Annotated in this window: 25 protein-coding genes and 1 pseudogene; 13 read left to right on the top strand and 13 right to left on the bottom strand. The window is 73.5% G+C overall.

Features of this window, described 5'->3' with window-relative positions:
• Positions 1 to 44 precede the first annotated feature (44 nt).
• A complete protein-coding gene (locus B086_RS0101795; protein WP_018564711.1) occupies positions 45 to 1,043 on the top strand; it encodes a TAXI family TRAP transporter solute-binding subunit in 999 nt (332 codons plus the stop codon).
• 43 nt (positions 1,044 to 1,086) lie between these two features.
• Here the strand turns inward: B086_RS0101795 and B086_RS0101800 are convergent, their stop codons facing one another.
• Together B086_RS0101800 and B086_RS0101805 are read right to left on the bottom strand one after the other, a co-directional pair.
• Complete coding sequence (locus B086_RS0101800; RefSeq protein WP_018564712.1) at positions 1,087 to 2,529, bottom strand: sensor histidine kinase; 1,443 nt, start codon at positions 2,527 to 2,529, stop codon at positions 1,087 to 1,089.
• A gap of 9 nt (positions 2,530 to 2,538) precedes the next feature.
• Positions 2,539 to 3,225, bottom strand: coding sequence for a response regulator transcription factor (locus B086_RS0101805; protein ID WP_018564713.1), 687 nt, complete (start codon positions 3,223 to 3,225; stop codon positions 2,539 to 2,541).
• Between the two features lie 293 nt (positions 3,226 to 3,518).
• Here B086_RS0101805 and B086_RS0101810 point away from each other — a divergent pair, with 293 nt between their 5' ends.
• The 8 genes from B086_RS0101810 to B086_RS0101840 all read left to right on the top strand — a co-directional run bounded on the left by B086_RS0101810 (position 3,519) and on the right by B086_RS0101840 (position 10,223).
• Positions 3,519 to 4,295: an amino acid ABC transporter ATP-binding protein gene (locus tag B086_RS0101810; protein WP_018564714.1), complete on the top strand. Its 777-nt coding sequence runs from the start codon at positions 3,519 to 3,521 to the stop codon at positions 4,293 to 4,295.
• Between the two features lie 268 nt (positions 4,296 to 4,563).
• Positions 4,564 to 5,397, top strand: coding sequence for a glutamate ABC transporter substrate-binding protein (locus B086_RS0101815; RefSeq protein ID WP_018564715.1), 834 nt, complete (start codon positions 4,564 to 4,566; stop codon positions 5,395 to 5,397).
• A gap of 76 nt (positions 5,398 to 5,473) precedes the next feature.
• Entirely contained in the window at positions 5,474 to 6,139 is a 666-nt protein-coding gene (locus B086_RS0101820; RefSeq protein ID WP_018564716.1) for an amino acid ABC transporter permease, read from the top strand.
• On the top strand, positions 6,136 to 7,023 hold the full coding sequence (locus B086_RS0101825; RefSeq protein ID WP_018564717.1) for an amino acid ABC transporter permease: 888 nt from the start codon (positions 6,136 to 6,138) through the stop codon (positions 7,021 to 7,023). The genes B086_RS0101820 and B086_RS0101825 overlap by 4 nt, the downstream gene beginning before the upstream one ends.
• Positions 7,024 to 7,198: 175 nt before the next feature.
• Positions 7,199 to 8,797 (top strand): FAD-dependent monooxygenase, encoded by a 1,599-nt coding sequence (locus tag B086_RS0101830; RefSeq protein WP_018564718.1) that lies wholly within the window; start codon positions 7,199 to 7,201, stop codon positions 8,795 to 8,797.
• Between the two features lie 136 nt (positions 8,798 to 8,933).
• Positions 8,934 to 9,005, top strand: a complete 72-nt coding sequence (locus tag B086_RS46045) for a putative leader peptide (protein ID WP_309544753.1) — start codon at positions 8,934 to 8,936, stop codon at positions 9,003 to 9,005.
• A gap of 77 nt (positions 9,006 to 9,082) precedes the next feature.
• Complete coding sequence (locus B086_RS0101835) at positions 9,083 to 9,709, top strand: cysteine dioxygenase (RefSeq protein ID WP_078530947.1); 627 nt, start codon at positions 9,083 to 9,085, stop codon at positions 9,707 to 9,709.
• Positions 9,710 to 9,743: 34 nt separating this feature from the next.
• Positions 9,744 to 10,223, top strand: a complete 480-nt coding sequence (locus B086_RS0101840) for a rhodanese-like domain-containing protein (RefSeq protein WP_018564720.1) — start codon at positions 9,744 to 9,746, stop codon at positions 10,221 to 10,223.
• Between the two features lie 28 nt (positions 10,224 to 10,251).
• Here B086_RS0101840 and recX read toward each other — a convergent pair whose 3' ends face one another.
• From recX to B086_RS0101860, 4 genes are all read right to left on the bottom strand, one after another.
• Positions 10,252 to 11,130 (bottom strand): recombination regulator RecX, encoded by an 879-nt coding sequence (gene recX / locus B086_RS0101845; RefSeq protein WP_018564721.1) that lies wholly within the window; start codon positions 11,128 to 11,130, stop codon positions 10,252 to 10,254.
• A 3-nt stretch (positions 11,131 to 11,133) separates the two neighbouring features.
• Entirely contained in the window at positions 11,134 to 12,261 is a 1,128-nt protein-coding gene (gene recA, locus B086_RS0101850; RefSeq protein WP_018564722.1) for a recombinase RecA, read from the bottom strand.
• A gap of 212 nt (positions 12,262 to 12,473) precedes the next feature.
• Complete coding sequence (locus B086_RS0101855; RefSeq protein ID WP_018564723.1) at positions 12,474 to 12,809, bottom strand: hypothetical protein; 336 nt, start codon at positions 12,807 to 12,809, stop codon at positions 12,474 to 12,476.
• 455 nt (positions 12,810 to 13,264) lie between these two features.
• Positions 13,265 to 13,624 (bottom strand): hypothetical protein, encoded by a 360-nt coding sequence (locus tag B086_RS0101860; RefSeq protein WP_018564724.1) that lies wholly within the window; start codon positions 13,622 to 13,624, stop codon positions 13,265 to 13,267.
• Positions 13,625 to 13,895: 271 nt separating this feature from the next.
• On the opposite strand from B086_RS0101860, the gene B086_RS0101865 reads away from it, so the two are divergent.
• Positions 13,896 to 14,702 (top strand): hypothetical protein, encoded by an 807-nt coding sequence (locus B086_RS0101865; protein WP_018564725.1) that lies wholly within the window; start codon positions 13,896 to 13,898, stop codon positions 14,700 to 14,702.
• A 40-nt stretch (positions 14,703 to 14,742) separates the two neighbouring features.
• Here B086_RS0101865 and B086_RS0101870 read toward each other — a convergent pair whose 3' ends face one another.
• Together B086_RS0101870 and B086_RS0101875 are read right to left on the bottom strand one after the other, a co-directional pair.
• Complete coding sequence (locus B086_RS0101870) at positions 14,743 to 16,071, bottom strand: AI-2E family transporter (RefSeq protein ID WP_018564726.1); 1,329 nt, start codon at positions 16,069 to 16,071, stop codon at positions 14,743 to 14,745.
• 60 nt (positions 16,072 to 16,131) lie between these two features.
• Complete coding sequence (locus B086_RS0101875) at positions 16,132 to 16,326, bottom strand: DUF3046 domain-containing protein (protein WP_018564727.1); 195 nt, start codon at positions 16,324 to 16,326, stop codon at positions 16,132 to 16,134.
• A gap of 80 nt (positions 16,327 to 16,406) precedes the next feature.
• Here B086_RS0101875 and B086_RS0101880 point away from each other — a divergent pair, with 80 nt between their 5' ends.
• Complete coding sequence (locus tag B086_RS0101880; RefSeq protein WP_026252007.1) at positions 16,407 to 17,375, top strand: hypothetical protein; 969 nt, start codon at positions 16,407 to 16,409, stop codon at positions 17,373 to 17,375.
• A gap of 37 nt (positions 17,376 to 17,412) precedes the next feature.
• Here the strand turns inward: B086_RS0101880 and B086_RS0101885 are convergent, their stop codons facing one another.
• The 3 genes and pseudogenes from B086_RS0101885 to B086_RS0101895 form a co-directional block, all read right to left on the bottom strand.
• Positions 17,413 to 17,721, bottom strand: a complete 309-nt coding sequence (locus tag B086_RS0101885; RefSeq protein WP_018564729.1) for an AzlD domain-containing protein — start codon at positions 17,719 to 17,721, stop codon at positions 17,413 to 17,415.
• On the bottom strand, positions 17,718 to 18,614 hold the full coding sequence (locus B086_RS0101890; protein WP_078530938.1) for an AzlC family ABC transporter permease: 897 nt from the start codon (positions 18,612 to 18,614) through the stop codon (positions 17,718 to 17,720). The genes B086_RS0101885 and B086_RS0101890 overlap by 4 nt, the downstream gene beginning before the upstream one ends.
• Positions 18,615 to 18,727: 113 nt before the next feature.
• Positions 18,728 to 19,678 (bottom strand): annotated as a pseudogene (locus B086_RS0101895) (AraC family ligand binding domain-containing protein); the annotation flags it as partial.
• On the opposite strand from B086_RS0101895, the gene B086_RS0101900 reads away from it, so the two are divergent.
• Complete coding sequence (locus B086_RS0101900) at positions 19,566 to 24,611, top strand: ATP-dependent helicase (protein WP_018564732.1); 5,046 nt, start codon at positions 19,566 to 19,568, stop codon at positions 24,609 to 24,611. The pseudogene B086_RS0101895 and the gene B086_RS0101900 sit on opposite strands and share 113 nt — an antisense overlap.
• A gap of 53 nt (positions 24,612 to 24,664) precedes the next feature.
• The gene (locus tag B086_RS0101905) at positions 24,665 to 25,510 is read left to right on the top strand and encodes an Fpg/Nei family DNA glycosylase (RefSeq protein ID WP_018564733.1); all 846 of its coding nucleotides are present in this window, start codon (positions 24,665 to 24,667) and stop codon (positions 25,508 to 25,510) included.
• Between the two features lie 50 nt (positions 25,511 to 25,560).
• Here the strand turns inward: B086_RS0101905 and B086_RS38935 are convergent, their stop codons facing one another.
• Complete coding sequence (locus tag B086_RS38935; RefSeq protein WP_018564734.1) at positions 25,561 to 26,007, bottom strand: hypothetical protein; 447 nt, start codon at positions 26,005 to 26,007, stop codon at positions 25,561 to 25,563.
• A gap of 302 nt (positions 26,008 to 26,309) precedes the next feature.
• Complete coding sequence (locus tag B086_RS0101915) at positions 26,310 to 26,687, bottom strand: helix-turn-helix domain-containing protein (protein ID WP_018564735.1); 378 nt, start codon at positions 26,685 to 26,687, stop codon at positions 26,310 to 26,312.
• Between the last annotated feature and the right edge of the window lie 39 nt (positions 26,688 to 26,726).

Below are 26,726 nucleotides of genomic sequence, written 5' to 3' on the forward strand. Positions count from 1 at the left end.
ACCGGCCCTGGTCAGGGCGGCGCCCGGCTGGCAGGATCGCGCGCATGCCCAAGCTGTTCTCCTCCACCCGCAGGCGCCGCGGCCTCATGGGCGCGGCCGCCGGTGCCGTGGTCCTCGGGCTGCTGCTGTGGTGGCTGATGCCGCTGGGGGACGGCCCGCCGAGGGGGACGATCGCCTTCAGCACCGGGACCACCCGCGGTGTCTACCAGGAGTACGGCGTACGGCTGCGCGCCGCGTTCGCCAAGGACATGCCGGACCTGAAGGTGCGGCTGCTGACCAGCGACGGTTCGCAGGAGAACGTCACGCGCGTGGCGACCGGCAAGGCCGACTTCACCATCGCCGCCGCCGACGCCGTGGAGACGTACGTCCTGGACCACGGTCCGGGCGCGTCCGACCTGCGCGGTGTCGCCCGGCTCTACGACGACTACGTGCAGCTCGTGGTGGCCCGTGACTCGCCGATACGTTCGGTCGCGGACCTGCGGGGCAAGCGGGTCGCGGTCGGGCCCCCGGAGTCGGGTGTGCGGCTGATCGCGAACCGGGTGCTGGCCGCCGCCGGGATCGATCCGCAGCACGGCATCGAGCCCGTGGCCGACGGCATCGACACCGGCCCCGGACGGCTGCGTACGCACGCGATCGACGCGTTCTTCTGGTCGGGCGGGCTGCCCACGGACGGGCTCACGCAGCTCGCCTCGAAGTTCGCCTTCCGGTTCGTGCCGATCGACGCCGGTCTGGTGGGGCGGCTGCACGCGGAGGGCGGCGCCACGCGCTACTACCGCGCGACCAACATGCCGGAGTCGGCGTACCCGGCGGTCCAGGACGGTGCGACCGTGCCGACCATCGCCGTGTCCAACCTGCTGATGACCCGCGCGGACGTGGACCCGCGGCTCACCGAGTGGCTGACCCGGACCGTGATCGACAGCCGCGACCGCATCGGCGCGCATGTGCACTCCGCCCAGCTCGTCGATCTGCGCACCGCGATCTACACCGATCCGCTGGTGCTGCACGAGGGCGCCCGGCGCTACTACCGGTCCGTCAAGCCCTGAGGCCCGCAGCCGCGTTCGCCTCCGCCGCGAGCCCCGTGTCTCCTCAGGTCGCCGCCGCTCCGGAGCGGGGCCGGGCGGCCGGTTCGGTCCTCGGTACGGTCACCGTCACCCTCAGTCCGCGCGGCTCCTCGGCGCGGTGGGCCGCGTAGCCGATGGAGCCGCCGCCCGCGGCGAGCAGCGCGCGGGAGATGGACAGGCCGAGACCGGAGCCCTTGATGTTCTGGTGGCGGCCGCTGCGCCAGAACCGGTCGCCGACGCGGGCCAGTTCCTCGTCGGTGAGGCCGGGGCCACGGTCGGCGACGACGATCGTGGAGGTGGCGCCGCCGCCGGAGACCGCCACGTCGACGCGCTCTCCCGCCGGGGTGAACTTCAGCGCGTTGTCGATCACCGCGTCCAGCGCGGAGGACAGCGCCACCGGGTCGGCCCAGGCGGTGGTGGCCGGGCACTCCCCCACCAGCCGCACCCCCTTGGCCTCGGCGGTCGGCGCCCAGGCGGCCACCCGCTCCCCGGTCAGCGCGCCGATGTCGATGAGCCGCAGATCCGCCTCGGCGTGCTCGGCGAGCGCCAGGTCCAGCAGGTCGTCCAGAACCTGGGCGAGGCGCTTGCCCTCGGTGCGGACGGAGGCGATCTCCTCGTTGTCCTCGGGCAGTTCGAGGGCGAGCAGTTCGATGCGCAGCAGGAGGGCGGCCAGCGGGTTGCGCAGTTGGTGGGAGGCGTCGGCGACGAAGGCGCGCTGCTGCTCCAGCACGTCCTGGACGTGGTCGGCCATCTCGTTGAACGACCGGGCGAGGCGCCGGAGTTCCGGCGGACCGCCGGCCACCGCCACCCGGGACTTGAGCCGTCCGGTGGCGATGTCGTGGGTGGTGGCGTCGAGCACCCGTACCGGACGCAGCACCCAGCCGGTCAGCCGCAGCGCCGCGCCGACGGCGACCAGCATGGCGGCGGTCTCGCCCGCGCCGAGGATCAGCCAGTCCCGCAGGGTCCGTGAACGGGTCTGCCCGGTCGGCGAGTCGGTGACGACGACCGCGACGACGTCGCCGTCGCGGATGACGGGCGAGGCGACGACGAGCCGGGTGCGCTGCCAGGGCCAGACCTGCGCGGGGTCGTGGCTGCGGCGGCTCAGCTTGGCCTCGTCGAAGGCCTCGCGCACCTCGCCCCCGGCGGGCAGGGCCCAGTCGGCGGGGGCGCTGGCCATGGGCATGCCGGTGCGGTAGAAGACACCGGCCCGGATGCCGTACACCTCGTGGTAGCTGGCGAGTTCGCGGCGGAGCGTCTCCAGGCGCTCGTCGGGGACGGTGCGGCGGGAGCCGGTGGGCGGGTCGGTGACGAACTGGGCGAGCGCGGCGAAGCGCGCCGTGTCGTCGATGCGGTCGACGACGGCCTTCTGCTGTTCGCCAGCGGCGAGGCTGACGGCGAGCGGGAAGCCGAGGGCGAGCAGCACCGCCGCCATCAGGACGATCAGCAGCGGCAGCAGCCGGGTGCGCACCGGTGCCCGCTACGCGGCCGGGGCGACGAGGCGGTAGCCGACGCCGCGGACGGTCTCGATCAGGGCCGGCATCCGCAGTTTGGAGCGCAGCGAGGCGACGTGCACCTCCAGGGTGCGGCCGGTCCCCTCCCAGCTGGTGCGCCACACCTCGCTGATGATCTGCTCGCGGCGGAAGACCACGCCGGGGCGCTGGGCGAGCAGCGCGAGCAGGTCGAACTCCTTGCGGGTGAGCTGGACGGCCGTACCGTCCACGCTGACCTGCCGGGTGGGCAGTTCGATGTGGACCGGGCCGAGCCGCAGGTCGCCCTCACCGCCGCCGCCCGTGTCCTCGTGGGCGGTGCGGCGGCTGACGGCGTGGATCCGGGCGAGCAGTTCCCCGGTGTCGTAGGGCTTGACGACGTAGTCGTCGGCGCCGAGGTTGAGGCCGTGGATGCGGGAGCGGACGTCGGCGCGGGCGGTGACCATGATGACCGGGGTGCTGGTGCGCTTGCGGATCTTGCCGCAGACCTCGTAGCCGTCCTGGTCGGGCAGGCCGAGGTCGAGCAGGACCACGCCGAAGCAGGTCCCCTCGGGGACGAGCGCCTGGAGGGCCTCCTCGCCGCTGCGGGCGTGGGTGACGTCGAAGCCGTGCCGGGCCAGGATGGCGGACAGCGCGGCCGCGACGTGGTTGTCGTCCTCGACCAGGAGCAGTCTCAACCCGGCCCCTCCCGTTCATCGTGTGGTCGTCCCGCGTCGGTCGCGGCGAAACGGTGTGCACGCGCGCGTGGGTGCACCATGGCAGTGACGCCGATGGACGAGGACCCCGTCAAGGGGCTGCCGGACGCGGGTGCCGGTCGTTATCCAGCCGGTACGCGTCCCGTGGGGCGTGCTACGACGCGTGTCCGATTGCTATCGGATCGTGATGCTCAGATGTACCTCAGATGTAATGACGCTGGTCGCGCGGCGTGGCTACTGTCCTGCGAAACCGATGAGGACGGAGCCTGAAAGCGATGACCGAAGTATCGGTGGCCAAGGAAGACGTGGCCGCGACCGGCGATCTGGTCGTCCTGAAGAGCGTCAACAAGCACTTCGGCGCGTTGCACGTGCTCCAGGACATCGAGCTGACGATCTCCCGCGGCGAGGTCGTCGTGGTCATCGGGCCCTCCGGGTCCGGGAAGTCGACCCTGTGCCGCACCATCAACCGGCTGGAGACCATCGACTCCGGCACGATCACGATCGACGGCAAGCCGCTGCCCCCCGAGGGCAAGGAGCTGGCCCGGCTGCGCGCCGACGTCGGCATGGTCTTCCAGTCCTTCAACCTCTTCGCGCACAAGACCGTGCTGGAGAACGTGACGCTGGGCCAGGTCAAGGTCCGCCGCACGGACAAGCAGGCGGCCGAGGAGCGGGCACGGGCCCTGCTGGACCGGGTCGGCGTGGGGGCGCAGGCGGACAAGTACCCGGCGCAGCTCTCCGGCGGCCAGCAGCAGCGCGTGGCGATCGCGCGGGCGCTGGCGATGGAGCCGAAGGTCATGCTGTTCGACGAGCCGACCTCCGCGCTGGACCCCGAGATGATCAACGAGGTGCTGGAGGTCATGCAGCAGCTCGCCCGGGACGGTATGACGATGATCGTCGTCACCCATGAGATGGGATTCGCCCGATCGGCTGCCAACCGGGTGGTCTTCATGGCGGACGGCCGGATCATCGAGCAGGCTGCGCCCGACCAGTTCTTCAGCAATCCGCGCAGCGACCGGGCCAAGGACTTCCTCTCGAAGATCCTGCACCACTGACGTCCGTACCACCGCAGCACCACGCGACACCGCAGCACCGTGCGGCCGGTCCTGCCCCGGGCGTCCCGCACGTCCCATCGCCGGGCGGTGCGCCGTCGGCCGGTCCCGGTGCGGACGACGCGGCCGGCGCCCGGCCCGCGCCGGCACCCGCGCCGTCCGTCGCCGCCGGTCGCACCGGCCCTGTACCTGCCCCCGCGGCACCGCAGACCACCGCCGGGGCCCCGGCTCCGCGCCGGGTCCCCGCGTCTTTCAGCAAAGGAAGTTCAGCATGAAGCTCCGCAAGGTCACCGCCGCCTCGGCCGTCGTGCTCGCCCTCGCCGTCTCGGCGACGGCGTGCGGTTCGGACAAGAAGGACGGCGGGTCGTCGGGCGACGGCAAGAAGATCGCCATCGGCATCAAGTACGACCAGCCGGGCCTCGGCCAGAAGACGCCGCAGGGCTACTCCGGTTTCGACGTGGACGTGGCCAAGTACGTCGCCAAGAAGCTCGGTTACAACGAGGACCAGATCGAGTGGAAGGAGTCGAAGAGCGCCGACCGCGAGACCATGCTGGCCCGCGGTGACGTGCAGTTCATCGCCGCCACCTACTCGATCACCCCGGAGCGCGAGAAGAAGGTCGACTTCGCCGGCCCGTACCTGCTCGCCCACCAGGACGTCCTGCTCCGCGCCGACGACACCTCGATCAAGTCGGCGGGCGACCTGAACAGCAAGAAGCTGTGTTCGGTGACCGGTTCGACCTCGGCGCAGAACGTCAAGGAGAAGCTGGCCCCGCAGGCGAACCTGCTGAAGTACCCGACGTACTCGGCCTGCCTGAACGGTCTACAGAACAAGGCGATCGACGCGCTGACCACCGACGACTCGATCCTCGCCGGTTACGCCTCGCAGCCCCAGTTCAAGGGCAAGTTCAAGCTGGGCGGCCTGAAGATGACCAACGAGAACTACGGCATCGGCGTCAAGAAGGGCAGCGACCTCAAGGCCAAGATCAACAAGGCTCTCGAGGAGATGGTCTCGGACGGTTCCTGGGAGAAGGCCGTGAAGGCCAACTTCGGCCCGGCCAACTACCAGTACGAGCAGGCGCCGAAGATCGGCGACATCAAGAGCTGAGCCAGCGCCCGCCCGGTGCGCCGCTCCTTCGCGGGCGGCGCACCGGGGTCCACCACACGCGGAAGCACGGGAGATCGTGTTCGACTTTCTTGAAGGCTACGACCTGCTGGGGGCCTTCTGGGTGACCGTGCAGCTCACCCTGCTCTCGGCCGTCGGCTCCCTCGTCTGGGGCACCCTGCTGGCCGCCATGCGCGTCGGCCCGGTCCCGCTCATGCGCGGCTTCGGCACCGCGTACGTCAACACCGTGCGGAACATCCCGCTGACGGTGATCATCCTCTTCACCTCGCTGGGCCTGAACCAGACCCTCGGTGTCCGCCTCGGCTCCGAGAACTTCGACACCATCAACTTCCGGCTCGCCGTGCTCGGACTGATCGCCTACACCTCGGCGTTCGTCTGCGAGGCGCTGCGCTCCGGCATCAACACGGTGCCGGTCGGCCAGGCGGAGGCGGCCCGCGCGCTCGGGCTGAACTTCACCCAGGTGCTGACCCTGGTGGTGCTGCCGCAGGCGTTCCGCTCGGTCGTCGGCCCGCTCACCAACGTACTGATCGCGCTCACCAAGAACACCACGGTGGCCGCCGCGATCGGTGTGGCCGAGGCGGCGCTGCTGATGAAGGACATCCTGGAGAACGAGGCACAGCTCCTGCTGACCGCGGCGGTGTTCGCGTTCGGCTTCGTGTGCCTGACGCTGCCGACCGGTCTGCTCCTCGGCTGGGTCAGCAAGAAGGTGGCGGTGAAGCGATGAGCTCCTCGGTGCTGTACGACGCGCAGGGCCCGAGGGCCAAACGGCGCAACATCGTCTACTCGATCGTGTTCGTCGTCGCGGTCGCCGCGCTCGTGTGGTGGGTCTACCAGGGCCTGAACGACAAGGGGCAGCTCGACTGGGAGAAGTGGAAGCCGTTCTTCGCCGGTTCCGAGGCATGGACCACGTACATCCTGCCGGGCCTGAAGAACACGCTGATCGCCGCCGCCCTTTCGATGGTCATCGCGCTGCCGCTGGGCGCCGTCCTCGGGATCGCGCGGCTCTCCGACCACGCCTGGATCCGGGTACCGGCCGCCGTGATCGTGGAGTTCTTCCGCGCCATCCCGGTGCTGATGCTGATGATCTTCGGGGTGGCGCTGTTCTCCCAGTACACCGATGTCAGCTCGGACGACCGCCCGCTGTACGCCGTCGTCACCGGCCTGGTCCTCTACAACGCCTCGGTCCTCGCGGAGATCGTCCGGGCGGGCATCCTGTCCCTGCCCAAGGGGCAGGCGGAGGCCGGTCAGGCCATCGGCCTGCGCAAGACCCAGATCATGACGTCGATCCTGCTGCCGCAGGCGGTCACCGCGATGCTCCCGGCGATCGTCAGCCAGCTGGTGGTGATCGTGAAGGACACCGCGCTCGGCGGCGCGATCCTCACCTTCCCCGAACTGCTGGCGTCGGTCTCCCCGATGAGTTCGTACTACGGTGCGAACACCATCGCGAGCTTCACCGTGGTCGCCGTCATCTACATCGTGCTGAACTTCAGCCTCACCAGCTTCGCGAGCTGGCTGGAACGCCGGCTGCGGCGCGCCAAGAAGTCCACCGGCGCGGTGCTTCCGCCGACCGCGGTGGCGGGCGCGGAGACGACGGGGATCGCCGCCTGACGGACGGTCACCGGCCGGGCGCGACACGGGGGCAGCGGAGTGATCACCGCTGCCCCCGTCACTTGACGCAAGCAGCGGCAATAGGTTGCATACGTTCTGTGATCGTGCACCCTGCTCCAACCGTCTGTTCACGTCTGTCCGTCAGGACACCGCTGCGGGCAGGGGGCGCCGCGCCGTGGATCCGGTGATCGTCGTCGGAGCGGGGCCCGTCGGGCTCACGCTCGCCCTGGCGCTGGCGCGTCAGGAGGTGCCGTCCGTCGTCCTCGACGAGACTCCGGGCACCGACCCGGCGCGGGCCGCGCGCACCGTCGTGCTGCGCGAGGACACCGCGGCCCTCGTGGAGCGGCTGGCCGGTGCCCCGCTCGGCCGGGCCGGGCTGCGCTGGGCCGGATGGTGGGCGATGCGGCGCAAACAGGTGACGGCCGAGGTCGCCTTCGGCGAGAGCGAACCGGCGCCGCTGCACATCGCCCAGCACGTCCTGACCGGCGCCCTGCGCGCCGCCGTGGCCCGCGAACCGCTGATCGAACTGGCCGCCGACAGCCGCCTCGACGCCCTGGAGCAGGAGGCGGCGGGCGTGAGCGCCCACACCCGCGGCCCGGACGGCACCTGGTGGCGCGGCAGCCATCTCGTCGGCTGCGACGGACCGCGCTCGACCGTGCGCAAACTCCAGGACATCCGCTTCCCCGGCCGCACCGCCGTCGAGCGGTACGCCGTGGCCGCGCTGCGCACCGGACTGCCCCGGCCCGAGGAAGCGTTCCTCCATCGCACGCCCCCCTGGCGCACCTCCGGCCCCTTCGCCGGGGAGATCACCGCGCGCCCGCTGCCGGACGACGTGTGGCGCCTGGACTGGCTGCTGCCGCCCGGCAAGGACCTGATCACGCCCGAACTGCTGATCGCCCGCATCCGCGAGACCCTCACCGGCTGGACCGACGAGAGCGCACCGGCCTACGAGCTCCTGGACACCGGTGTGCACACGGTCCACCACCGGGTGGCGCGGCGCTGGCGCAACGGGCGCGTGTTCCTCGCCGGGGACGCGGCACATCTGCTCGGCGCGTTCGGCACGCAGGGACTCGACGAGGGGCTGCGGGACGCCGACAACCTCGCCTGGAAACTGGCCCTGACCTGGCATCACGGCCCGCACGAGGCCCTGCTCGACAGCTATCAGAGCGAGCGGCGCGCGGTGGTCGCCGCCCGGCTGCGCGCCGCCGACCAGCTGCTGCCGGTGCTGCGCGGCGGCGGGCTGCGCTCGTACGTCCCCGGGGCCGCGCGCGGCCACGACCTGGCGCTCATCGAGGGCCACCTGGGGCGCGGCGCACTGGGCGCGCCGGGGACGTACGCCGGCTCGCCGCTCGCCCCCGGGCCCTTCGACGCGGAGGCACCTGTGGACACGCCCGTCGGAGCACCGGTGGAGGACGTGGTGGTGACGGCGGAGGACGGCTCGTTCGTCCCGCTGCGGGACCGGCTGGGCCGCGGTGTGCTGCTGGCCGTGCTGGTCGCGCCGGGTACGGGGGTGTGGGAGCGGCGGCACTGGGTCAGCGCCGGGATCATGCCCCGGCTGGCCGCCGCGGTGACCGCGCTGCCGCACCCGGCCGAGCTGCTGGTCGCCGAGAGCTATCCGGGCGCCGCCCCCCACACCGTGCTGCTGGTGCGGCCGGACGGGCACCTGGTCACCGCCCTGAGCGGGGTGCGCCCCGCCGACCTCTACTCGGCGGCCGAGGCCGCCCTCGGCGGTACGGCGGCGACCGGGGCGCACGCCGAGGCGGGCGCGCACTGACCGCACGCCGTCACGCGCCACGCCGTCACGCGTAACGCGCCGCTCGGGTACTCACCGTCACCACCGTCCGGATGGTGTCGGTGAGTTGACCGTCTCCGGCCCTCATGGTGTACTCCCGATCGTGACCGACACCGATGTGCGCCTGTGGCGGAGGGTCCATATGGACCTCGTCCGCTATGCGGGCTGCGTGTGTCGTCCGTCCTGCTGAATTCGCCTCTCCCTTTTCCCGCGCGCGCCGCAGCCGTGTCCGTCGTGCTGTTCCGTTCCGCACCCGTGCTCATGCTCATGGGTGCCGCCGCGCGCGCTCCGCGAACGCTCTCCAGGACGGTGCCCGTGTCTGCTTCTGCCTCCGCTGCCTCCGCGTCGGCTCCCGCCGCCCCCGCCTCCCCCGCCCCGGTCCCCTCCGCCGCTTCCACCGCGCCGCCCACCGAGGCGGAGCTGCTCGACTTCGTCCGGCGCGCCGCCGCCGACACGGAGCTGATCGCCTCGCTGCCGCTCGATCCCGAGGGCCGCACCTGGATCCGTCTGGACGGGCCCGGGGGCAGCGAGGCCTGGCTGATCGGCTGGCCGCCCGGCACCGGCACCGGCTGGCACGACCACGCCGACTCGATCGGTGCCTTCGTCACCGCCGCCGGCGAACTGGCGGAGAGCTCGCTCGCCGCCCGGCTGCCCACCGACGGCTGGCAGACCCTGGAACTCACCGAGGGCGTGGACCGGGAGCGACGGCTGCCCGCCGGCCGGGGCCGCGCCTTCGGCCGCCACCATGTCCACGAGGTGCGCAACGAGTCCGCTGCCGTGCACGCTGTCTCTGTGCACGCCTACCACCCGCCGCTGCCGCGGATCCGCCGCTACAGCCGCTCCGGGCAGACCCTGCGGCTGGAGCAGGTCGAGCGCCCCGAGGACTGGCAGTGAGCCGCCCGCACCGCACGAGAGGACCGGCAGCGACGTGAACGACCTGAACCACCCGAGCGGCACGGATGTGCACCACGCGAGCGGGGCGGGGGAAGAACCGCCGACCGGGATCGACGAGCTGCTGGAGCGGGTGCGCCGGGGCTATGTGCGCGTCGGACCGCGGGAGGCGTACGACGCCGCCCGCGAGGGCGACGGCCTGCTGGTCGACATCCGCTACGCCGCGCTGCGGGAGCGGGACGGGCTGATCCCGGGCGCCGTCGTCGTCGAACGCAACGAGCTGGAGTGGCGGCTCGACCCCCGGGGCAGCCACCACCTGCCCGAGGCCACCGGTCACGATCTGCGGGTCGTCGTCATCTGCAACGAGGGCTATGCGTCGAGTCTCGCGGCCGTCTCCCTGCACCGGCTCGGCCTGCGCCGGGCGACCGATCTGATCGGCGGGTTCCAGGCGTGGCGGTCGGCCGGGCTTCCTGTGGCGGCGGCGCCGTCCGTCCCGGCGGAGGCGCGCGAGGCGTAGGCACCGCGCTTCGTCCCCCGGGAGGACGTCAGTCCCCGTCCTCCAGGAACCCGGTGTCCTCGCCCTCCTCCTCCAGGGCCTGCCGCACCAGCCGCAGGGCCAGGCCCTGGGAGTAGCCCTTGCGGGCGAGCATGCCGGCCAGCCTGCGCAGCCGCTTGTCGCGGTCGAGGCCCCGGGTGGAGCGCAGCTTGCGGGCGATCAGCTCGCGGGCGGTGGCCTCCTCCTGCTCGGCGTCGAGCCGTCCGACGGCCTCGTCGATCAGTGCGGTGTCGACGCCCTTGGTGCGCAGCTCCTGGGCGAGCGCGCGCCGGGCCAGTCCGCGTCCGTGGTGCCGGGACTCCACCCAGGCGTCCGCGAACGCTCCGTCGTCGATCAGTCCGACCTCCTCGAACCGGGACAGCACCTCCTCGGCCACCTCGTCCGGGATCTCCCGCTTGCGCAGGGCGTCCGCCAGCTGTCTGCGGGTGCGCGGGGTCCCGGTGAGCTGGCGCAGGCAGATCGCCCGCGCCCGCTCCACCGGGTCCCCCGGAGACTCCCCCTGTTCGGCCCTCGGCGAGGAGATGTCTCCGTCCGCCACGGGTGCCCCGCCGGAACCCCTCCGGCGACGCCCGCGCCCGCCGTACGGTCCGCCGTCACGCGAACCGCCCCGGCGTGCGCCCCCCGTACGGGAGCCGGTCACGGTGCCCTGCCCGTCTCCGCCGTCCGTGTCCGGTCCGTACAGGCCGTACGGCTCGTACGGCCCGGTGTCCGTCTGAAGGCCGGGGTCCGGACCCGGGTCCGGGAACGCGCCGGTGCCGTAGCGGTCCCCGGTGCCCCTCCCTCGTGGGGCACCGGAAGCCGTGTCCGGGTGTCCGGCGTACCCGTCCTCGTGCTCGGAGTACTCGGGCCAGTCCGTTCGCCGTGTCACGGATCAGCTCTTGGCTGCGGCGGCCTTGGGCTTGGTGGCCTTGGCGGTCGCCGGGGCCGGCACCGTCTTGGCCGCGTCACCCGTGGCGGCGGGGGCGGCGGCGCCCGCGGCGGGCTCGGCGGCGGGCTCCTCCGGACGCACGCCGACGCCCAGCTTCACCTTGATCTTCTTCTCGATCTCGTTGGCCAGGTCGGGGTTGTCCTTCAGGAAGTTGCGGGCGTTCTCCTTGCCCTGCCCGAGCTGGTCGCCCTCGTACGTGTACCAGGCACCGGCCTTGCGGACGAAGCCGTGCTCCACGCCCATGTCGATCAGGCCGCCCTCGCGGCTGATGCCCTGGCCGTAGAGGATGTCGAACTCCGCCTGCTTGAAGGGCGGCGCGACCTTGTTCTTGACGACCTTGCAGCGGGTGCGGTTGCCGACCGCCTCGGTGCCGTCCTTCAGGGTCTCGATGCGGCGGATGTCGATGCGCACGGAGGCGTAGAACTTCAGCGCGCGGCCACCGGTCGTGGTCTCCGGGGAGCCGAACATCACGCCGATCTTCTCGCGCAGCTGGTTGATGAAGATCGCGGTGGTCTTCGACTGGTTGAGCGCGCTGGTGATCTTGCGCAGGGCCTGGCTCATCAGGCGGGCCTGGAGACCCACGTGCGAGTCGCCCATCTCGCCCTCGATCTCCGCGCGCGGCACGAGGGCTGCGACCGAGTCGATGACGATGAGGTCGAGCGCGCCGGAGCGGACCAGCATGTCCACGATCTCCAGCGCCTGCTCGCCGTTGTCCGGCTGGGAGAGGATGAGGTTGTCGATGTCGACGCCGAGCTTCTTCGCGTACTCGGGGTCGAGGGCGTGCTCCGCGTCCACGAAGGCGACCTGACCGCCGGCCTTCTGCGCGTTGGCCACGGCGTGCAGGGTCAGGGTCGTCTTGCCGGAGGACTCCGGGCCGTAGATCTCCACGACTCGGCCGCGCGGCAGGCCGCCGACGCCGAGGGCCACGTCGAGCGCGGTCGACCCGGTCGGGATGACCTCGATGGGCTCCATCGACCGCTCGCCCATGCGCATGACCGCGCCCTTGCCGAATTGCCGTTCAATCTGTGCGAGCGCGGCGTCGAGCGCCTTCTCGCGGTCGGTTCCTGCCATGGGTTCCACCCGATTTGCTTGAGTCGATCGCTTCACGTCAAAGACGCTAACGCCTGCCACTGACAATGCGCCTCGACGCACGTCCGGCCTGTGGATAACCAGGGGGCCAACTACCGCATACCCGGGCGAAAACCCCTCGGTCGCGCCCTGCCGGAGCCTCCATAAGAATGGATGTTCGATTTTCGTGTCAAGCGCACCACGCGGCACCCGGGTCAGGGCCAGGCGCTCAGCGCCCAGGCCGCCGGGACGAGGCAGAACACCAGCTGAACCGTCCCGAGACCCCGGTGTCCGAGCCGCAGCAGCATGGCACCCGTCACACAGACGGCCAGGCTCAGCGTGCCGAAGCACAGCACGGGTGCCCAGTCCGCGGGTGGTCGGCCGGCCGCTGTCCGCGCGGAGTCCGTGGCTCGGCTCATCCCACGCGCCACGAGCAGGACGAGGCTCAGCAGACCGGCCGCCACGTCCGCCACCAGGACGAGCAGCAGGAGACAACCCGAAGTGAAGGCGCTGTTCACGCTGGAGGACCGCTTGCCGACAGGTTCACGCATGCCCGTACGGTCACACGGAACACCTCCCTCCGGACGGACCGTCACCGATCCGCGACCCGGGCACACTCCGCTCTCGACGAAGCCGCCCGGTCCCGCGCCCGAGGTGCCGTCCGGCAGGGTCACCGGTCTCCCGCAGATCAGCCTCGGTCTCCACCCCTCGGACATCGCCCGCTACCCCGCGGCCGGTATCCGGCTGACAGCGACGGAGTGCCGCTTCGGATCGGCGCCATGACGGGAGAGTCCGCGCGCATCGACGCCCTCATCGTCAACGTCTCCTCGCCCGACCCGGTCGCCGGGCAGCAGCGCATCGAGACACTGGGCGGGCGCAGGCTGGACGGGTACGCCGACGGCGAAGGGCCTCCCCTCCGGGCCCGGACGCGGATGCGGTGCCGGTTGCGGAGGGAAGGCCCGGTGCGGCGGTGGCCGTGGGCGCGAGCCGTGGCCGTCGTGCCGCCTCAGCAGGCGACGACGTACCAGACCGGGGTCCAGTTGACCGTGCGGGACTCGTACGCCTTGGAGGTGAACAGGAGCTTGTGGTTCTTGTCGTAGAACTTCGCCACCGTGCCGGGCGTCTGGTTGTTGACGAGCGGCCCGGAGCCGACCAGGTCGGGCAGCTGGAAGGTGAAGTTGCAGGTGGTGTACTGGAACCAGCTGCCGTTGGCGGCCTGGCCGCAGACGGAGTAGTACGGACAGCTCAGCTGGGCTCGGGCGGGAGCGGGCTGTTCGGCGGCGGAGGACGCCGCCGCCCCCGCCAGCGATCCGCCCAGCAGTGCTCCGGTGGCGAGCACGGTCGCCGCCAGTTCGCGCAGTGCCATGGTTCTTCCCCCTTGAAGGTGCTCCGGTGAAGGTGCTCCGAAGGTTCTTGCGCACGGTCCTGTGACCGGCCGGGCCGAGGACGTCGGCCCTTCCTCAGCGTGCCGGGCGGCGCACCGGCTCCGCCACGCTCTTCGGGCAGGACCGAAAACCCCAGGTCGAGGTGCGTTCGCGGGAAGCCCGCTCCGCCTGCTCCGCCTACTCCGCGCGGCGTACGGAAGATGCCTTCACTCGGACGACGCCGGAGCGGGGCCCGGTCGCGAGGGTGGTGCCATGGCAGTCTCCGCTCCCTCGTCGCGCCCGGCGCGCCCGTCCGCCCCGTCCCTGGCGGCGCGCGCCCGCGCGCTGCGCCCCGTCGAACGGCTGTGCCACATCACGGGGCTTCTCCTCGTCGTGTCGGGCCTCGTCCATCTGCTGGTCCTCGCGGTCGACGGCGGCCCGTGGGACGGGCCCGTGTCCTGGCGCAAGCCCATCACCTTCGGGCTGTCCTTCGGGCTGACGCTGATCGCGCTCACCTGGGTGACGTCGTACCTGCGCGTGCCGGACCGGCGGCGCGCCGCGCTGCTCGCCGTCCTCGCCGCCGACTGCGTCGTCGAGGTGGGCGGCATCACCCTCCAGGCGTGGCGCCGGGTGCCCTCGCACCTGAACATGGAGACCCCCTTCGACACGGCGGTGTCGATGACGCTCGCCGTGGGCGGCGGGGTGCTCGTGGTCCTGCTGACCGTGTTCGCCGTGGCGTCCTTCCGGCACCGTCCGGCGGGGCCCGCCGGGATGCCGCTCGCGCTGCGCTCCGGGTTCGCGGTGCTGCTCGTCGCGCTCGCCTCGGGCGCGGCGATGATCGCGCGCGGGGTGGTGCTCACCCGCACGGGGCACCAGCAGGCGGCGTACCACTCGACGGCTCCGCTCAAGCCGCTGCACGGGGTCAGCCTGCACGCGGTACTGGTACTGCCCGCGCTGGCCCTGCTGCTGTCCCGCACCTCCTGGGAGGAGCGGACGCGCCGGCGAATCGTGGCCGCGGCGGTCGTCTGCTACGCCGTCGCGGTGGCCGGGGCCGGGGTCTGGGCCGCCGTACGCCTGTGAGCGGCGCGCGGACGGGCACCCGGCGCCGCGCGGCTCCGGATCACTCGGCGGCTGAGCCCTCCTCCGCCACCACGGCACCACGGGTGCCCGCCGCCGCCCCGGGCCCGTCCGCGGCGGTGTCCGGCGTCCGCGCCGTCCCCGGCCCGGCCTGCGGCTGCCGCACCAGCCGCCGTATGCGCGCGAGCGTCCCCGGCGCCGGGACCCGGGTGCGGTGGCCCTGGACACGGGGGTCGTCGGTGACGTCGTACCGCTTCACGTACGCCCCGAGGAACGCCTGGAGCGTGGCGACCGCCGGGATGGCGATCAGCGCGCCGACGGCGCCGAGCAGCGCGGTGCCCGCGATGACCGAGCCGAAGGCGACCGCGGGGTGGATGTCGACGGTCTTCGCGGTCAGCTTGGGTTGCAGCATGTAGTTCTCGAACTGCTGGTAGACCACGACGAACGCCAGCACCCACAGCGCGTACCACGGGTTGACGGTGAACGCGATCAGCATGGGCAGGGCGCCCGCGAGATAGGTGCCGATGGTGGGGATGAACTGCGACACCAGGCCCACCCACACACCGAGCACGGGCGCGTACGGCACGCCGAGGGCCTGGAGCAGGATGTAGTGGGCGATTCCCGAGACGAGCGCCATCAGGCTGCGCGAGTACAGATAGCCGCCGGTCTTGTCGACGGCGATCTCCCACGCGCGCAGCACCTCGGCCTGGCGGGCGGGCGGCAGCACCGAGCACAGGGCACGGCGCAGCCGGGGTCCGTCGGCCGCGAAGTAGAACGAGAACAGCGCGACCGTCAGGATCCGGAACAGGCCGCCGAGCACCTGGGCGGAGACGTCGAGCACACCGGCGGCGCTGTTCTGCGCGTACTTGCGCAGCCAGTCGGAGTGCAGGAGCCCCTCCTGGATGTCGACACGCCGCAGCTCGGTGTGGAACGTGGTGTTGATCCAGTGGATGACCGAGTCCAGATACTCCGGGAAGCTCTCGATCATCTTGATGATCTGCCCGGCGAGCATGGACCCGAGCAGGGTGACGAAGCCCGCCGTGGCGATCGTCAGCCCCAGGAAGACCAGGAAGGTCGCGAAGCCCCGGCGCATGCCGCGCGCCGCCATACGGCTGACCGCGGGCTCGATGGCGAGCGCCAGGAAGAACGCTATGAGGACGTTGATCAGCAGGCCGGTCACCTGGTGGAAGGCCCAGCTGCCGAACTGGAAGGCGGCGACCAGCGCGAGGGCGAGCACCATGGCGCGCGGCAGCCAGCGCGGCATGCGGGCGGCCGGCCCGGCAGCGCCCGCGGCGGGCGGCCGGGCGGGCGGTGTCGTACCGGTCGGGGCGGTGTGCGGGGCCGTCGGCCCGGACTCGTCAGTGGGTGCCACGGTGCAAGTGTCGCCGATGCCACCGACAGTCCCGCACAGCCCGGTGCGCACGGTGCCCGGTCACCGGCGTTCCCCCGGGACGTCCATCACCTGGCAGACCACGCGCCAGACGTCCTTGGCGTCCCAGCCGGCCGCCAGCGCCTCCTGCACCGTGCGCCCGTCCAGCTCGGACATCACGTGATCGCGTGCGAAGGTTTCGGCGTACCCGGCACCGAAGTGCTCCGCCATCCGCTCCCAGAAGACCGTCAACCGCATGCCCCCAGTATCCAGCCCCTGGGAGTGAGACCAGCCCGGGAGCGCCTGCCGGGACCGCGGGGCGCCCTACGGTCTGATCCATGGCCGAGACACGATCTTCCCCCGCTCCCGCGCCGCCCTCGGCGGCCTCCCCGCTCTTCCGTGCCGAACGCTTCGTGTGGCTCACCGCGCGCGTGCTGGAGCAGCGGCTCTTCGCGCACCTCTTCCTGAACGGCGCCGCCGACCCGGTGGAGAGCGCGCTGGACGCCTACGGCAACGACGACGGCGGGTACGGCCACGCCCTGGAGCCGGATCTGCGGGGACCGGTCAGCCAGCCGTTGCACACCGCGTACGCGCTCCGTGTCCTGGACCGGGCCGGGCGCTGCGGCGGCCGCCGGGTGGAGCGCGTGTGCCGCTATCTGACCTCCGTCTCCACCCCGGACGGCGCGCTGCCCGCGGTCCGTCCCGCCCAGCGCGGCTGTCCCACGGCGCCCTTCGTGCCGGTGCTGGACGATCCCCCGGGCGACCTCCTGGCCACCGGGCCGGTGGTCGGTCTGCTGCACCGCAACGAGGTGTGGCACGCGTGGCTGTTCAGGGCGGGCGACTTCTGCTGGCAGCGGATCGAGTCGCTGGAGGCGTCCCACCCGCACGAGGTGCGGGCCGCCGTCGCCTTCCTGGACCATGTGCCGGACCGCACGCGCGCGCGTGCCGCCGCCGACTGGCTGGGCCGCCTGGTCCGCGAGCAGCGGCTGGCGGTCCTGGACCCGGACCGCCGGGAGGACCGGCCGGTCGCCCCCGGCCACGCGCCCGGCGAGCACCGCTTCCCGCACGACTTCCCGCAGCACTTCCCGCACGACTTCGCGCGCACGCCCGGCTCGCTGGCGCGCGCGTGGTTCACCGACGAGGAGATGGCCCGCTCGCTGGACTTCCTCGCGGACGGGCAGCAGGAGGACGGCGGCTGGCCGGTCACCCGGCGCGACTGGTCCCCGGCGGCCGTGCTGGAGGCGCGGCCCATGGTGACGATCGAGGCGCTGCTCACCCTGAGGGCGTACGGCCGCGTCATCGGCTGAGCGTCCGCCGCGGGCGGTCCTCCCGAAGGAGGTGCGCTCAGCCGCCCAGGGCCCGCACCCCGGCTGTCACCGCCACGGCCGCCGCGACGACGAGCAGGAAGGGCGCCCGCAGCACCAGCGCCACGGCGGCCGCCGCGAGACCGGCCGCCCTGGCGTCCAGGACGAGCACGCGCCCGTCGGCGAACGTCTGCTGGGCGGTGAGGGCGGCGAGCAGGGCCACCGGGAGCAGCGCGGCGAGCCGTCGCACCAGCGGCCGTTCCAGGGCGCCCGCCGGGACGAGCAGCCCGGCCAGCTTGACGGCGTAGCAGCCGAGTGCGGTCGCTACGACCGCGGTCCAGGTGTTCACCGGTCTGCCTCTTCTTCTCGCGTCTTGTCTTCTCGCGTCTTGTCTTCTCGCGCCGTGTCCTGTTGTGCCTCGGCGCGTACGTCCTGGGTCTCGTCCCGCACAGGGTCCGGGGCACCGTCCCGTACGTCGTCCTGTACGTCGTCCCGGGTGCCGCCCCGGCGGCGGCCCTCCAGGTACAGCACGGCCGGCGCGGCGAAGGCGGCGGCGAGCACGGGCACCCCGGCCGGCAGGACGGGCAGCAGCCCCAGCCCGAGGAGCACCGCGAGCGCGGCGGCGGTCCGCTCGGTGGTGCTCCGCAGCATGGGGGCGAGCAGCGCCAGGAAGACGGCGGGCCCGGCCGCGTCCAGGCCCCAGGCGTCGGTGTCGCCGATGGCCTCGGCGCCGAGCGCGCCGAGCAGCGTGGTGAGGTTCCACAGCACGTAGAGAGTGACCCCGGTGACCGTGAAGCCGATCCGCGCCGCGCGCCGGGTGGGCTGCGCCAGTGCCACGGCGGTGGTCTCGTCGATGACCCACTGGGCGGCGAACGGCCGGCTCCTGCGCGGCAGGGCCAGCACCTGGGACAGCCGCAGCCCGTAGAACGCGTTGCGCACCCCCAGGAAGAAGGCACCGGCCGCCGCCGTGAGCGGGTTGCCCCCGGCGGCCAGCGCCCCGACCAGCGCGAACTGGGAGGCGCCGGTGAACACCAGGAGGCTGAGCGCGCAGGTCTGCCAGAGGGTGAGCCCGCTGCCCGCCGAGGTCACCCCGAAGGCGAACCCGGAAAGGCCGACGGCGACCCCGACCCCGAGGGCGTCCCGGACGACGGCGGCGTCCGGTTTCCCGCCGCCGTCCCCTCCCGCGCCCGCCGCTGCTGCGCGTCCGGCGCGCGTGTCTGCGAGAGCTGTCTCTTCTGCCACACCCCGGACGGTAGGAGCAGCGGTGACCGCGCGTCTTGTACGTTCTTGCGCTCCCGCTGGTACGCGCCCGGCGGCACGCCCACGATCCGGGAGAAGTGCCTGCTGAGGTGCGACTGGTCGGTGAAGCCCACGGCGGCGGCCGCGGCGGCGGGCGCGGTGCCCTCGTCCAGCAGCCGTCTGGCCCGGCGCACCCGGGCGTCGGTCAGCCAGGTGTGCGGCGGCATCCCGTAGGCGCTGCGGAAGGCGCGCAGCAGTGCGAACGGGCTCGTCCCGAGGTCCGCCGCCAGGCGTTCCAGGGTGGGCGGCTCGGCGATCCGGTCCTCCAGCACGGCACGCGCGCGTGCCGCGACGCCGTGTCCCGCCGTGCGGGCCGCCCGTTGCGGCAGCACGCCGCCGTTGCGCCGCAGCAGCCGGGTCACGGCGATCCGCAGCAGGGTGTCGGCGGCGAGCGCGTTGCCCTCGTCGGCCGCGCGCAGCACCTGGTGCACCAGGCGGGCGGCGCCGGGGTCGTCGAGGACCGGGCTGACGAAGCCCGGTGTCCCCCGCAGGGTGGTGGTCTCGGCGGCGATCTCGGCCACCAGATCGGGCGAGGGGTACACGGCGCCGTACCGCCAGCCCTCGGGGACACCGGCCCGGCCCGTGTGCGGGGTGTCCGGACTGACCAGCGCGAGGGTGCCCGGTCCGGCGTACTGGTCGGCCCCGCGGTGGTGGAAGACCTCGAGTCCCTCCGCGATGGCGGCGATCACGAAGTGCTCGTGCGTGTGACGCACGAACTCCTTGCGGACGTACCGGGCGCGCAGCAGATCGACACCGGGCAGTTCGTCGTACCGCCAGTGCCGTGCCCGCTCCTCGCCGGATGCCGCCATACGTCGATTCTCCGCCGCTCCCGGTCCTCCCCGCGCACCGGGCGGGCCGGACCCCGTTGTCAGTGGCCGGGTGCAGGATGGACGCATGGTCAGCGACGCACACCGGGCCCTCGACGGCTTCTCCCCCGCGACCCGCGGCTGGTTCACGGGGGCGTTCTCCGCGCCCACCGCGGCCCAGGCGGGCGCGTGGCGGGCCATCGGCGCGGGCTCGGACGTGCTGGTCGTGGCCCCGACCGGGTCCGGCAAGACGCTGGCCGCCTTTCTCGCCGCCCTGGACCAGCTGGCCTCGACACCGCCGCCGGCCGACCCGAAGAAGCGCTGCCGGGTGCTCTACGTCTCCCCGCTCAAGGCGCTCGCCGTCGACGTGGAGCGCAATCTGCGCAGTCCGCTCACCGGCATCCGGCAGGAGTCCGTCCGGCTGGGCCTGCCCGAGCCCGAGGTGAAGGTCGGCATCCGCTCGGGCGACACCCCGCCCGCCGAGCGCCGCGCCCTGTCCACCCGCCCGCCGGACATCCTGATCACCACCCCCGAGTCGCTGTTCCTGATGCTCACCTCGGCCGCCCGCGACGCGCTGACCGGCGTCGAGACGGTGATCCTGGACGAGGTGCACGCCGTGGCGGGCACCAAGCGCGGCACCCATCTCGCACTGACCCTGGAGCGCCTGGACGAGCTGCTGCCGAAGCCCGCCCGCCGGATCGGGCTGTCCGCGACCGTCCGCCCGGTCGACGAGATCGCCCGCTATCTGTCCCCGCGCGGCAAGGTGGAGACCGTCCAGCCCGCGTCCGGCAAGGAGTTCGACCTGTCGGTGGTCGTCCCGGTGGAGGACCTGGGCGAGCTGGGCGCCTCCCCGGCCGCCGACGGCGACGACGGCGCGGAGCGCCCCTCGATCTGGCCGCATGTGGAGGAGCGCATCACCGACCTGGTGCAGGCGCACCGCTCCACCATCGTCTTCGCCAACTCCCGCCGCCTCGCCGAGCGCCTGTGCAACCGCCTCAACGAGATCGCCTACGAGCGGGCGACCGGCGAGCCCCTGGACGAGCACCACTCCCCGGCCGAGCTGATGGGCGGCTCGGGCGCGGCCCAGGGCGCGCCCCCGGTGATCGCCCGCGCCCACCACGGCTCGGTCTCCAAGGAGCAGCGTGCCCTGGTCGAGGAGGATCTGAAGGCGGGCCGCCTCCCGGCGGTGGTCGCCACCTCCAGCCTGGAGCTGGGCATCGACATGGGCGCCGTCGACCTCGTCGTGCAGGTCGAGTCGCCGCCGTCCGTCGCCTCCGGGCTCCAGCGTGTGGGCCGCGCGGGGCACCAGGTGGGCGCCGTCTCCACCGGCGTGGTCTTCCCGAAGTACCGCGGCGACCTGGTGCAGGCCGCGGTGGTGACCGAGCGGATGCGCACCGGTGCCATCGAGTCCCTGCGGGTGCCCGCCAACCCGCTGGACGTCCTCGCCCAGCAGCTCGTCGCGATGACGGCCCTGGACACCTGGCAGGTCGACGACCTGCTGGCCGTGGTGCGCCGGGCGGCGCCGTTCGCCTCGCTGCCCGAGTCGGCGTTCACCGCCGTGCTCGACATGCTCGCCGGGCGCTATCCCTCGGACGCGTTCGCCGAGCTGCGCCCGCGCGTGGTGTGGGACCGGGTCGCGGGCACCGTCACCGGTCGGCCCGGCGCGCAGCGCCTCGCCGTCACCTCCGGCGGCACGATCCCCGACCGCGGGCTCTTCGGTGTCTTCCTCGCCGGTTCCGACCCCAAGAAGGGCGGCGGCCGGGTCGGCGAGCTGGACGAGGAGATGGTCTACGAGTCCCGGGTGGGCGACGTCTTCACCCTGGGCACGAGTTCCTGGCGCATCGAGGACATCACCCGCGACCGGGTCCTGGTCTCGCCCGCGCCGGGCGTGCCGGGCCGGCTGCCCTTCTGGAAGGGCGACCAGCTGGGCCGCCCGCTGGAGCTGGGCCGCGCGGTCGGCGCGTTCCTGCGCGAGGTCGGCTCGCTGCCGCAGGAGGACGCGCGGCTGCGGCTGCTCGCCGCCGGTCTCGACGCGTGGGCCGCGGACAATGTGCTGTCGTATCTGGCCGAGCAGCGCGAGGCCTGCGGGCATGTCCCCGACGACCGGACCATCGTCGTGGAGCGCTTCCGCGACGAGCTGGGCGACTGGCGGGTCGTCGTGCACTCCCCCTTCGGCGCCCAGGTGCACGCCCCGTGGGCCCTGGCGCTCGGTGCCCGCCTGGCCGAGCGGTACGGCATGGACGCGCAGGTCATGCACGCGGACGACGGCATCGTGCTGCGCCTGCCCGACGCCGACCTCATGGGCCTGGACCTGCTCGACCAGGAGCCGTCGAAGGCCGGTACGGAGTACGACGCGGAGCAGGCACCGGTGGGCGCGGCGGACGTCGCCTTCGACAAGGGCGAGGTCGACCAGGTCGTCACCGACCAGGTCGGCGGCTCGGCCCTGTTCGCCGCCCGCTTCCGCGAGTGCGCCGCCCGCGCGCTGCTGCTGCCCCGCCGCAACCCGGGCCGGCGCACCCCGCTGTGGCAGCAGCGCCAGCGCGCCGCCCAGCTGCTCCAGGTGGCGAGCGAGTTCGGCTCGTTCCCGATCGTCCTGGAGGCCGTCCGCGAGTGCCTCCAGGACGTCTTCGACGTGCCGGGGCTGGTCGAGCTGATGGGGGACATCGAGTCCCGCAAGGTCCGGCTGGTCGAGGTGACCACCCCCGAGCCGTCTCCCTTCGCCCGGTCCCTGCTCTTCGGCTATGTCGCCCAGTTCCTGTACGAGGGCGACTCGCCACTGGCCGAGCGCCGCGCCGCCGCGCTCTCCCTTGACTCCCGGCTGCTGGCCGAGCTGCTCGGCCAGGCGGAGCTGCGCGAGCTGCTGGACGCCGACGTGCTGGCCGAGCTGGAGCGGGAGGTGCAGTGGCTGACCGAGGACCGCCGGATCAAGGACATCGAGGGCGTCGCGGACCTGCTGCGGCTGCTCGGACCGCTGACCGACGAGGAGCTGGCCGAGCGCGGCGCGGAGCCGGGCTGGGCCGAGGAGCTGGCCGCCCGGCGCCGCGCCATCCGGGTCAGGATCGCGGGCACCCCGCAGTGGGCCGCGGTCGAGGACGCCGGGCGGCTGCGCGACGCGCTGGGCACGGCGCTGCCGGTCGGCGTCCCGGAGGCGTTCACCGAGCCGGTCAAGGATCCGCTGGGCGACCTCCTCGCGCGCTACGCCCGCACCCACGGCCCGTTCACCTCGGCGACCGCCGCGGCCCGTTTCGGTCTGGGGACGGCGGTCACCGAGGGCGCGTTGCAGCGGCTGGCCGCCGGGGGCCGGGTGGTCCAGGGCGAGTTCCATCCGGCGGGCATCGGGCAGGAGTGGTGCGACGCGACGGTGCTGCGGCGGCTGCGGCGCCGCTCGCTGGCCGCGCTGCGGCACGAGCTGGAGCCGGTCCCGCCGCCCGCCCTCGCCCAGTTCCTGCCGCAGTGGCAGCACATCGGCAGGGGGCACGGCCTGCGGGGCACCGACGGACTGGTCCGCGCGGTCGAACAGCTCCAGGGCGCCTCCGTACCGGCGTCCGCCCTGGAGAAGCTCGTCCTGCCGTCCCGGGTCGGCGACTACGCCCCGGCGATGCTCGACGAGCTCACCGCGGCGGGCGAGCTGGTGTGGGCGGGCGCCGGGGCGCTGCCCGGCAAGGACGGCTGGGTCTCGCTCTATCTGGCGGACGCGGCGCCGCTGCTCCTGCCGCCGCCGCACCCGCTGGAGCAGACAGCGCTGCACACCTCCGTCCTGGACGCCCTCTCGGGCGGGTACGGCCTGTTCTTCCGCCAGATCGCCGACCGGGTCCGCGCCACCACCCACCCGGAGGCCACCGACCCCGAACTGGCCGACGCGCTCTGGGACCTCGTCTGGTCCGGCCGGCTCACCAACGACACCCTGGCCCCGATGCGCGCCCTGCTCGGCTCGGGCCGTACGGCCGGTTCCACCGCCCACCGTGCCAAGCGGGCCGTCCCGCGCGGGCGCTACGGCTCCCTGACCGCGGCGGCCCGCGCCGCCTCGCGCACCGGGCCGCCGACCGTGGCCGGCCGCTGGTCGCTGCTGCCCGCCCACGAGCCGGATCCGACCGTGCGCGCCCACGCGCTGGCCCGCACCCTGCTCGACCGGCACGGCGTGGTCACCCGGGGCGCGGTCGCCGCGGAGGGCGTCGAGGGCGGCTTCTCGGCGGTGTACCGGATCTTGTCCGCCTTCGAGGACAGCGGGCAGGCGCGCCGCGGGTACGTGGTCGAGGGCCTGGGCGCCGCCCAGTTCGCGATGGACGGCGCCGTGGACCGGCTGCGCGCGGTGGCGAACGCCCGCGAGCGCGGCGAGGGACTGCCCGGCGCCCGTTCCGGGGACGGTGTCCCGGACGCTTTCGGCCCGGCCGCACCGGCACCCTCCGGCGCAGCCGGGCGAACCCCCGGCGGCCGGGCGCCCGCCGACGGCTCCCCGGCGACCGTCGCCGACCGGACGTCCGCCTCCGACTGGACGTCCGCTCCCGACTGGGCGACCGACGTCGACTGGCCGCCCGCCGATCCCGCCGCTTCCGCCCCGACCCCCTTCTCCTCCGACGCCTACGCTTCCCCGGCCGATCTCGCCGCACCCGGCGTCGGCGGCCCGCGCGGCGGCGACCGGAGAGGCGGCGGCCCCTCCTTCCCGTACGGTCCGGGGTCCGGCGGACGGCGGGGCGGCGGGCGGCAGGACACCCCCGGCTCCCGCGCCGTCGTGCTCGCCGCCGCCGACCCCGCGAACGCCTACGGCGCCGCCCTGCCCTGGCCCGAGCCGCCGACCGGCGCCGGGCACAAGCCGGGACGCAAGGCCGGTTCCCTGGTGGTCCTCGTGGACGGCGAGCTGACGCTGTACATGGAGCGCGGCGGCAAGACCGTGCTGGCGTGGCCCGCCGACCCGCACACCTCGGACGCCTCGGACATCTCGGACACCGCGCTCCTCGACGACCCGCGTCTGACGGCGGCGGCCGAGGGACTGGCCGCGGCGGCGCGCGCGGGCTCCCTCGGCACCGTCACGGTGGAGCGGATCAACGGCGCCCCCGCCCTGACCTCCCCCTTCGGCACCCTGCTGGAGACGGCGGGCTTCATCGCGACCCCGCGCGGACTGCGGCTGCGCGCCTGATGCGGGCGCGGGCCACCGGAGCCGCGCGCCCGGCACCGTGTCACCCTTGACGCATGCCCGAGGGTGACACGGTCTGGCAGGCCGCGAAGCGCTTGCACGACGCGCTCGCGGGCCAGGTGCTGGTCCGCAGCGACTTCCGGGTGCCGCGCTACGCCACCGCCGATCTGTCCGGCCGTAGGGTGCTGGACACCATCGCCCGGGGCAAGCACCTGCTCACCCGGTTCGAGGGCGGTCTGACGCTGCACTCGCATCTGCGGATGGAGGGTGCCTGGAAGGTGTTCGGCAGCGGCGAGCGCTGGAAGGGCGGCCCCGGGCACCAGATCCGCGTCGTCCTCGCCACCGCCGAGCGGTCTGCGGTCGGCTACCGCCTGCCCGTGCTGGAGCTGCTGCGCAGCACCGAGGAGGAACGCGTCGTCGGCCACCTCGGCCCGGATCTGCTCGGCCCCGACTGGGACGCCGAGCTGGCCCTGTCGCATCTCCTCGCCGACCCGGCCCGCCCGCTCGGCGAGGCCCTGCTCGACCAGCGCAACCTCGCCGGGATCGGCAATGTCTACAAGAGCGAGCTGTGCTTCCTGCTCGGCGTGACACCGTGGCTGCCCGTGGGCGCCCTGCCCGCCGACCGCGCGGCGAAGCTGCCCACCCTCGCCCGGCGGCTCCTGGAGGCCAACCGCGAGCGCGTGGTCCGGCAGACCACGGGCCTGCGCGGTCAGGACCTGTTCGTCTACGGCCGTGCGCCCCGCCCCTGTCTGCGCTGCGGCACCTCGGTCCGGGTCGCCGACCAGGGCGACGGCTCCCAGGAACGTCCCACCTACTGGTGCCCGTCCTGCCAGGCCGGACCCGCTCCGCCGCCCGGTTCCCCGCAGCGGTGGCGCGACCGCTACCACCGCACGCCCCGCTGACGCGCCGTCAGCCCGAGGTCCGGACGCGGCCGGACCACCGCCGCCGCCGCTCACTCAGCCGGACAGCGCCCCGACCCGTCCTCCGGCCGCTCAAGCCCTGGGCCCGCACCCGTCCCCGCCGCCGGACCGCCGCCCTCGCCGGACGTCGGCCACCCGCCCCCGGAGGACAGCGCTCCCCCGCCGTGCCCGTACGGCCAGCCGCCGGCCTCGGCCCACGGCGAACCGCCCAGATCCTGGGGTGCGGCGAACCGCTCACCCCCGAACCGCTCACCGCCGAACCGCTCACCTCCGTCGGCGCGGTCCGGGCCGGGAGACGCGGACGGCGCCCCCACGCAGTGCAGCGGCAGCACGCTCAGGCCCCAGCCGCCCGCCGCGACCGCCGCCTCCAGCACCCCCGCACCGTCCGTCAGCACCAGGCGCAGCACCGCCCACCACCACAAGGCTCCGAGCGCCAGGGCGGCGCCCCAGCGCAGTACCTGCCCCGCCGTCGCACCCACGCGCCCACCTCCAGCCCGACGCTAGAACGCCGCCCTCGCCCGCAGGAGGGCGCACCGGAGCACGCGGAGGTGCTCCTCCCGCTCCCTTGCGCCGGTCGACCGGACATCGGTCCGTTCTCCACCCTCACCGGAGCGCAGCGCCCCGGCAAACGCGAGCGCCCCTCGCCCACGCCTCCGGGGACGGCCGCCTTCCGCGCGGCCCGGAGCACGCGAAAGGCCCCGGCCGCTGCCTCCCCGGTCTCCCGGAGACGCCCCGGCCGGGGCCTCACGACGTCTTACGTCAGTTCACGCGCACAGAGCCGTCACGCGGCGACCACGTCCACCGCCTCGGCGGCGGGCGCCTTGATCGTCACCCGTTCCGGTGGCACGCCGGTCACCGACACGGAACCCAGCATCGGGCGAACCGGCGTGGGCACGGTATCGGTGGCCGCAGCGGACTGGGCCAGCTCGGCAAGGGCGAGTTCGTCGCTCACTTCCCGCATGAGCTCGGACATCCGTACGTCCAGCGCGTCGCAGATGGCGGAGAGCAGCTCGGAGGAAGCCTCCTTCTGCCCCCGCTCCACCTCGGAGAGATAGCCGAGCGAGACTCGGGCGGACGAGGAGACTTCGCGCAGAGTACGGCCCTGGCGTTGGCGCTGCCGACGCAGCACGTCACCCAGCAGGCGACGGAGCAGAATCATCGGTGGCTCCCTCCTCGGACCGCGTAGCCGCATCCTTCA

Source organism: Streptomyces sp. PsTaAH-124 (genome assembly GCF_000373685.1).
Taxonomy (GTDB): Bacteria; Actinomycetota; Actinomycetes; order Streptomycetales; family Streptomycetaceae; genus Streptomyces; species Streptomyces andamanensis.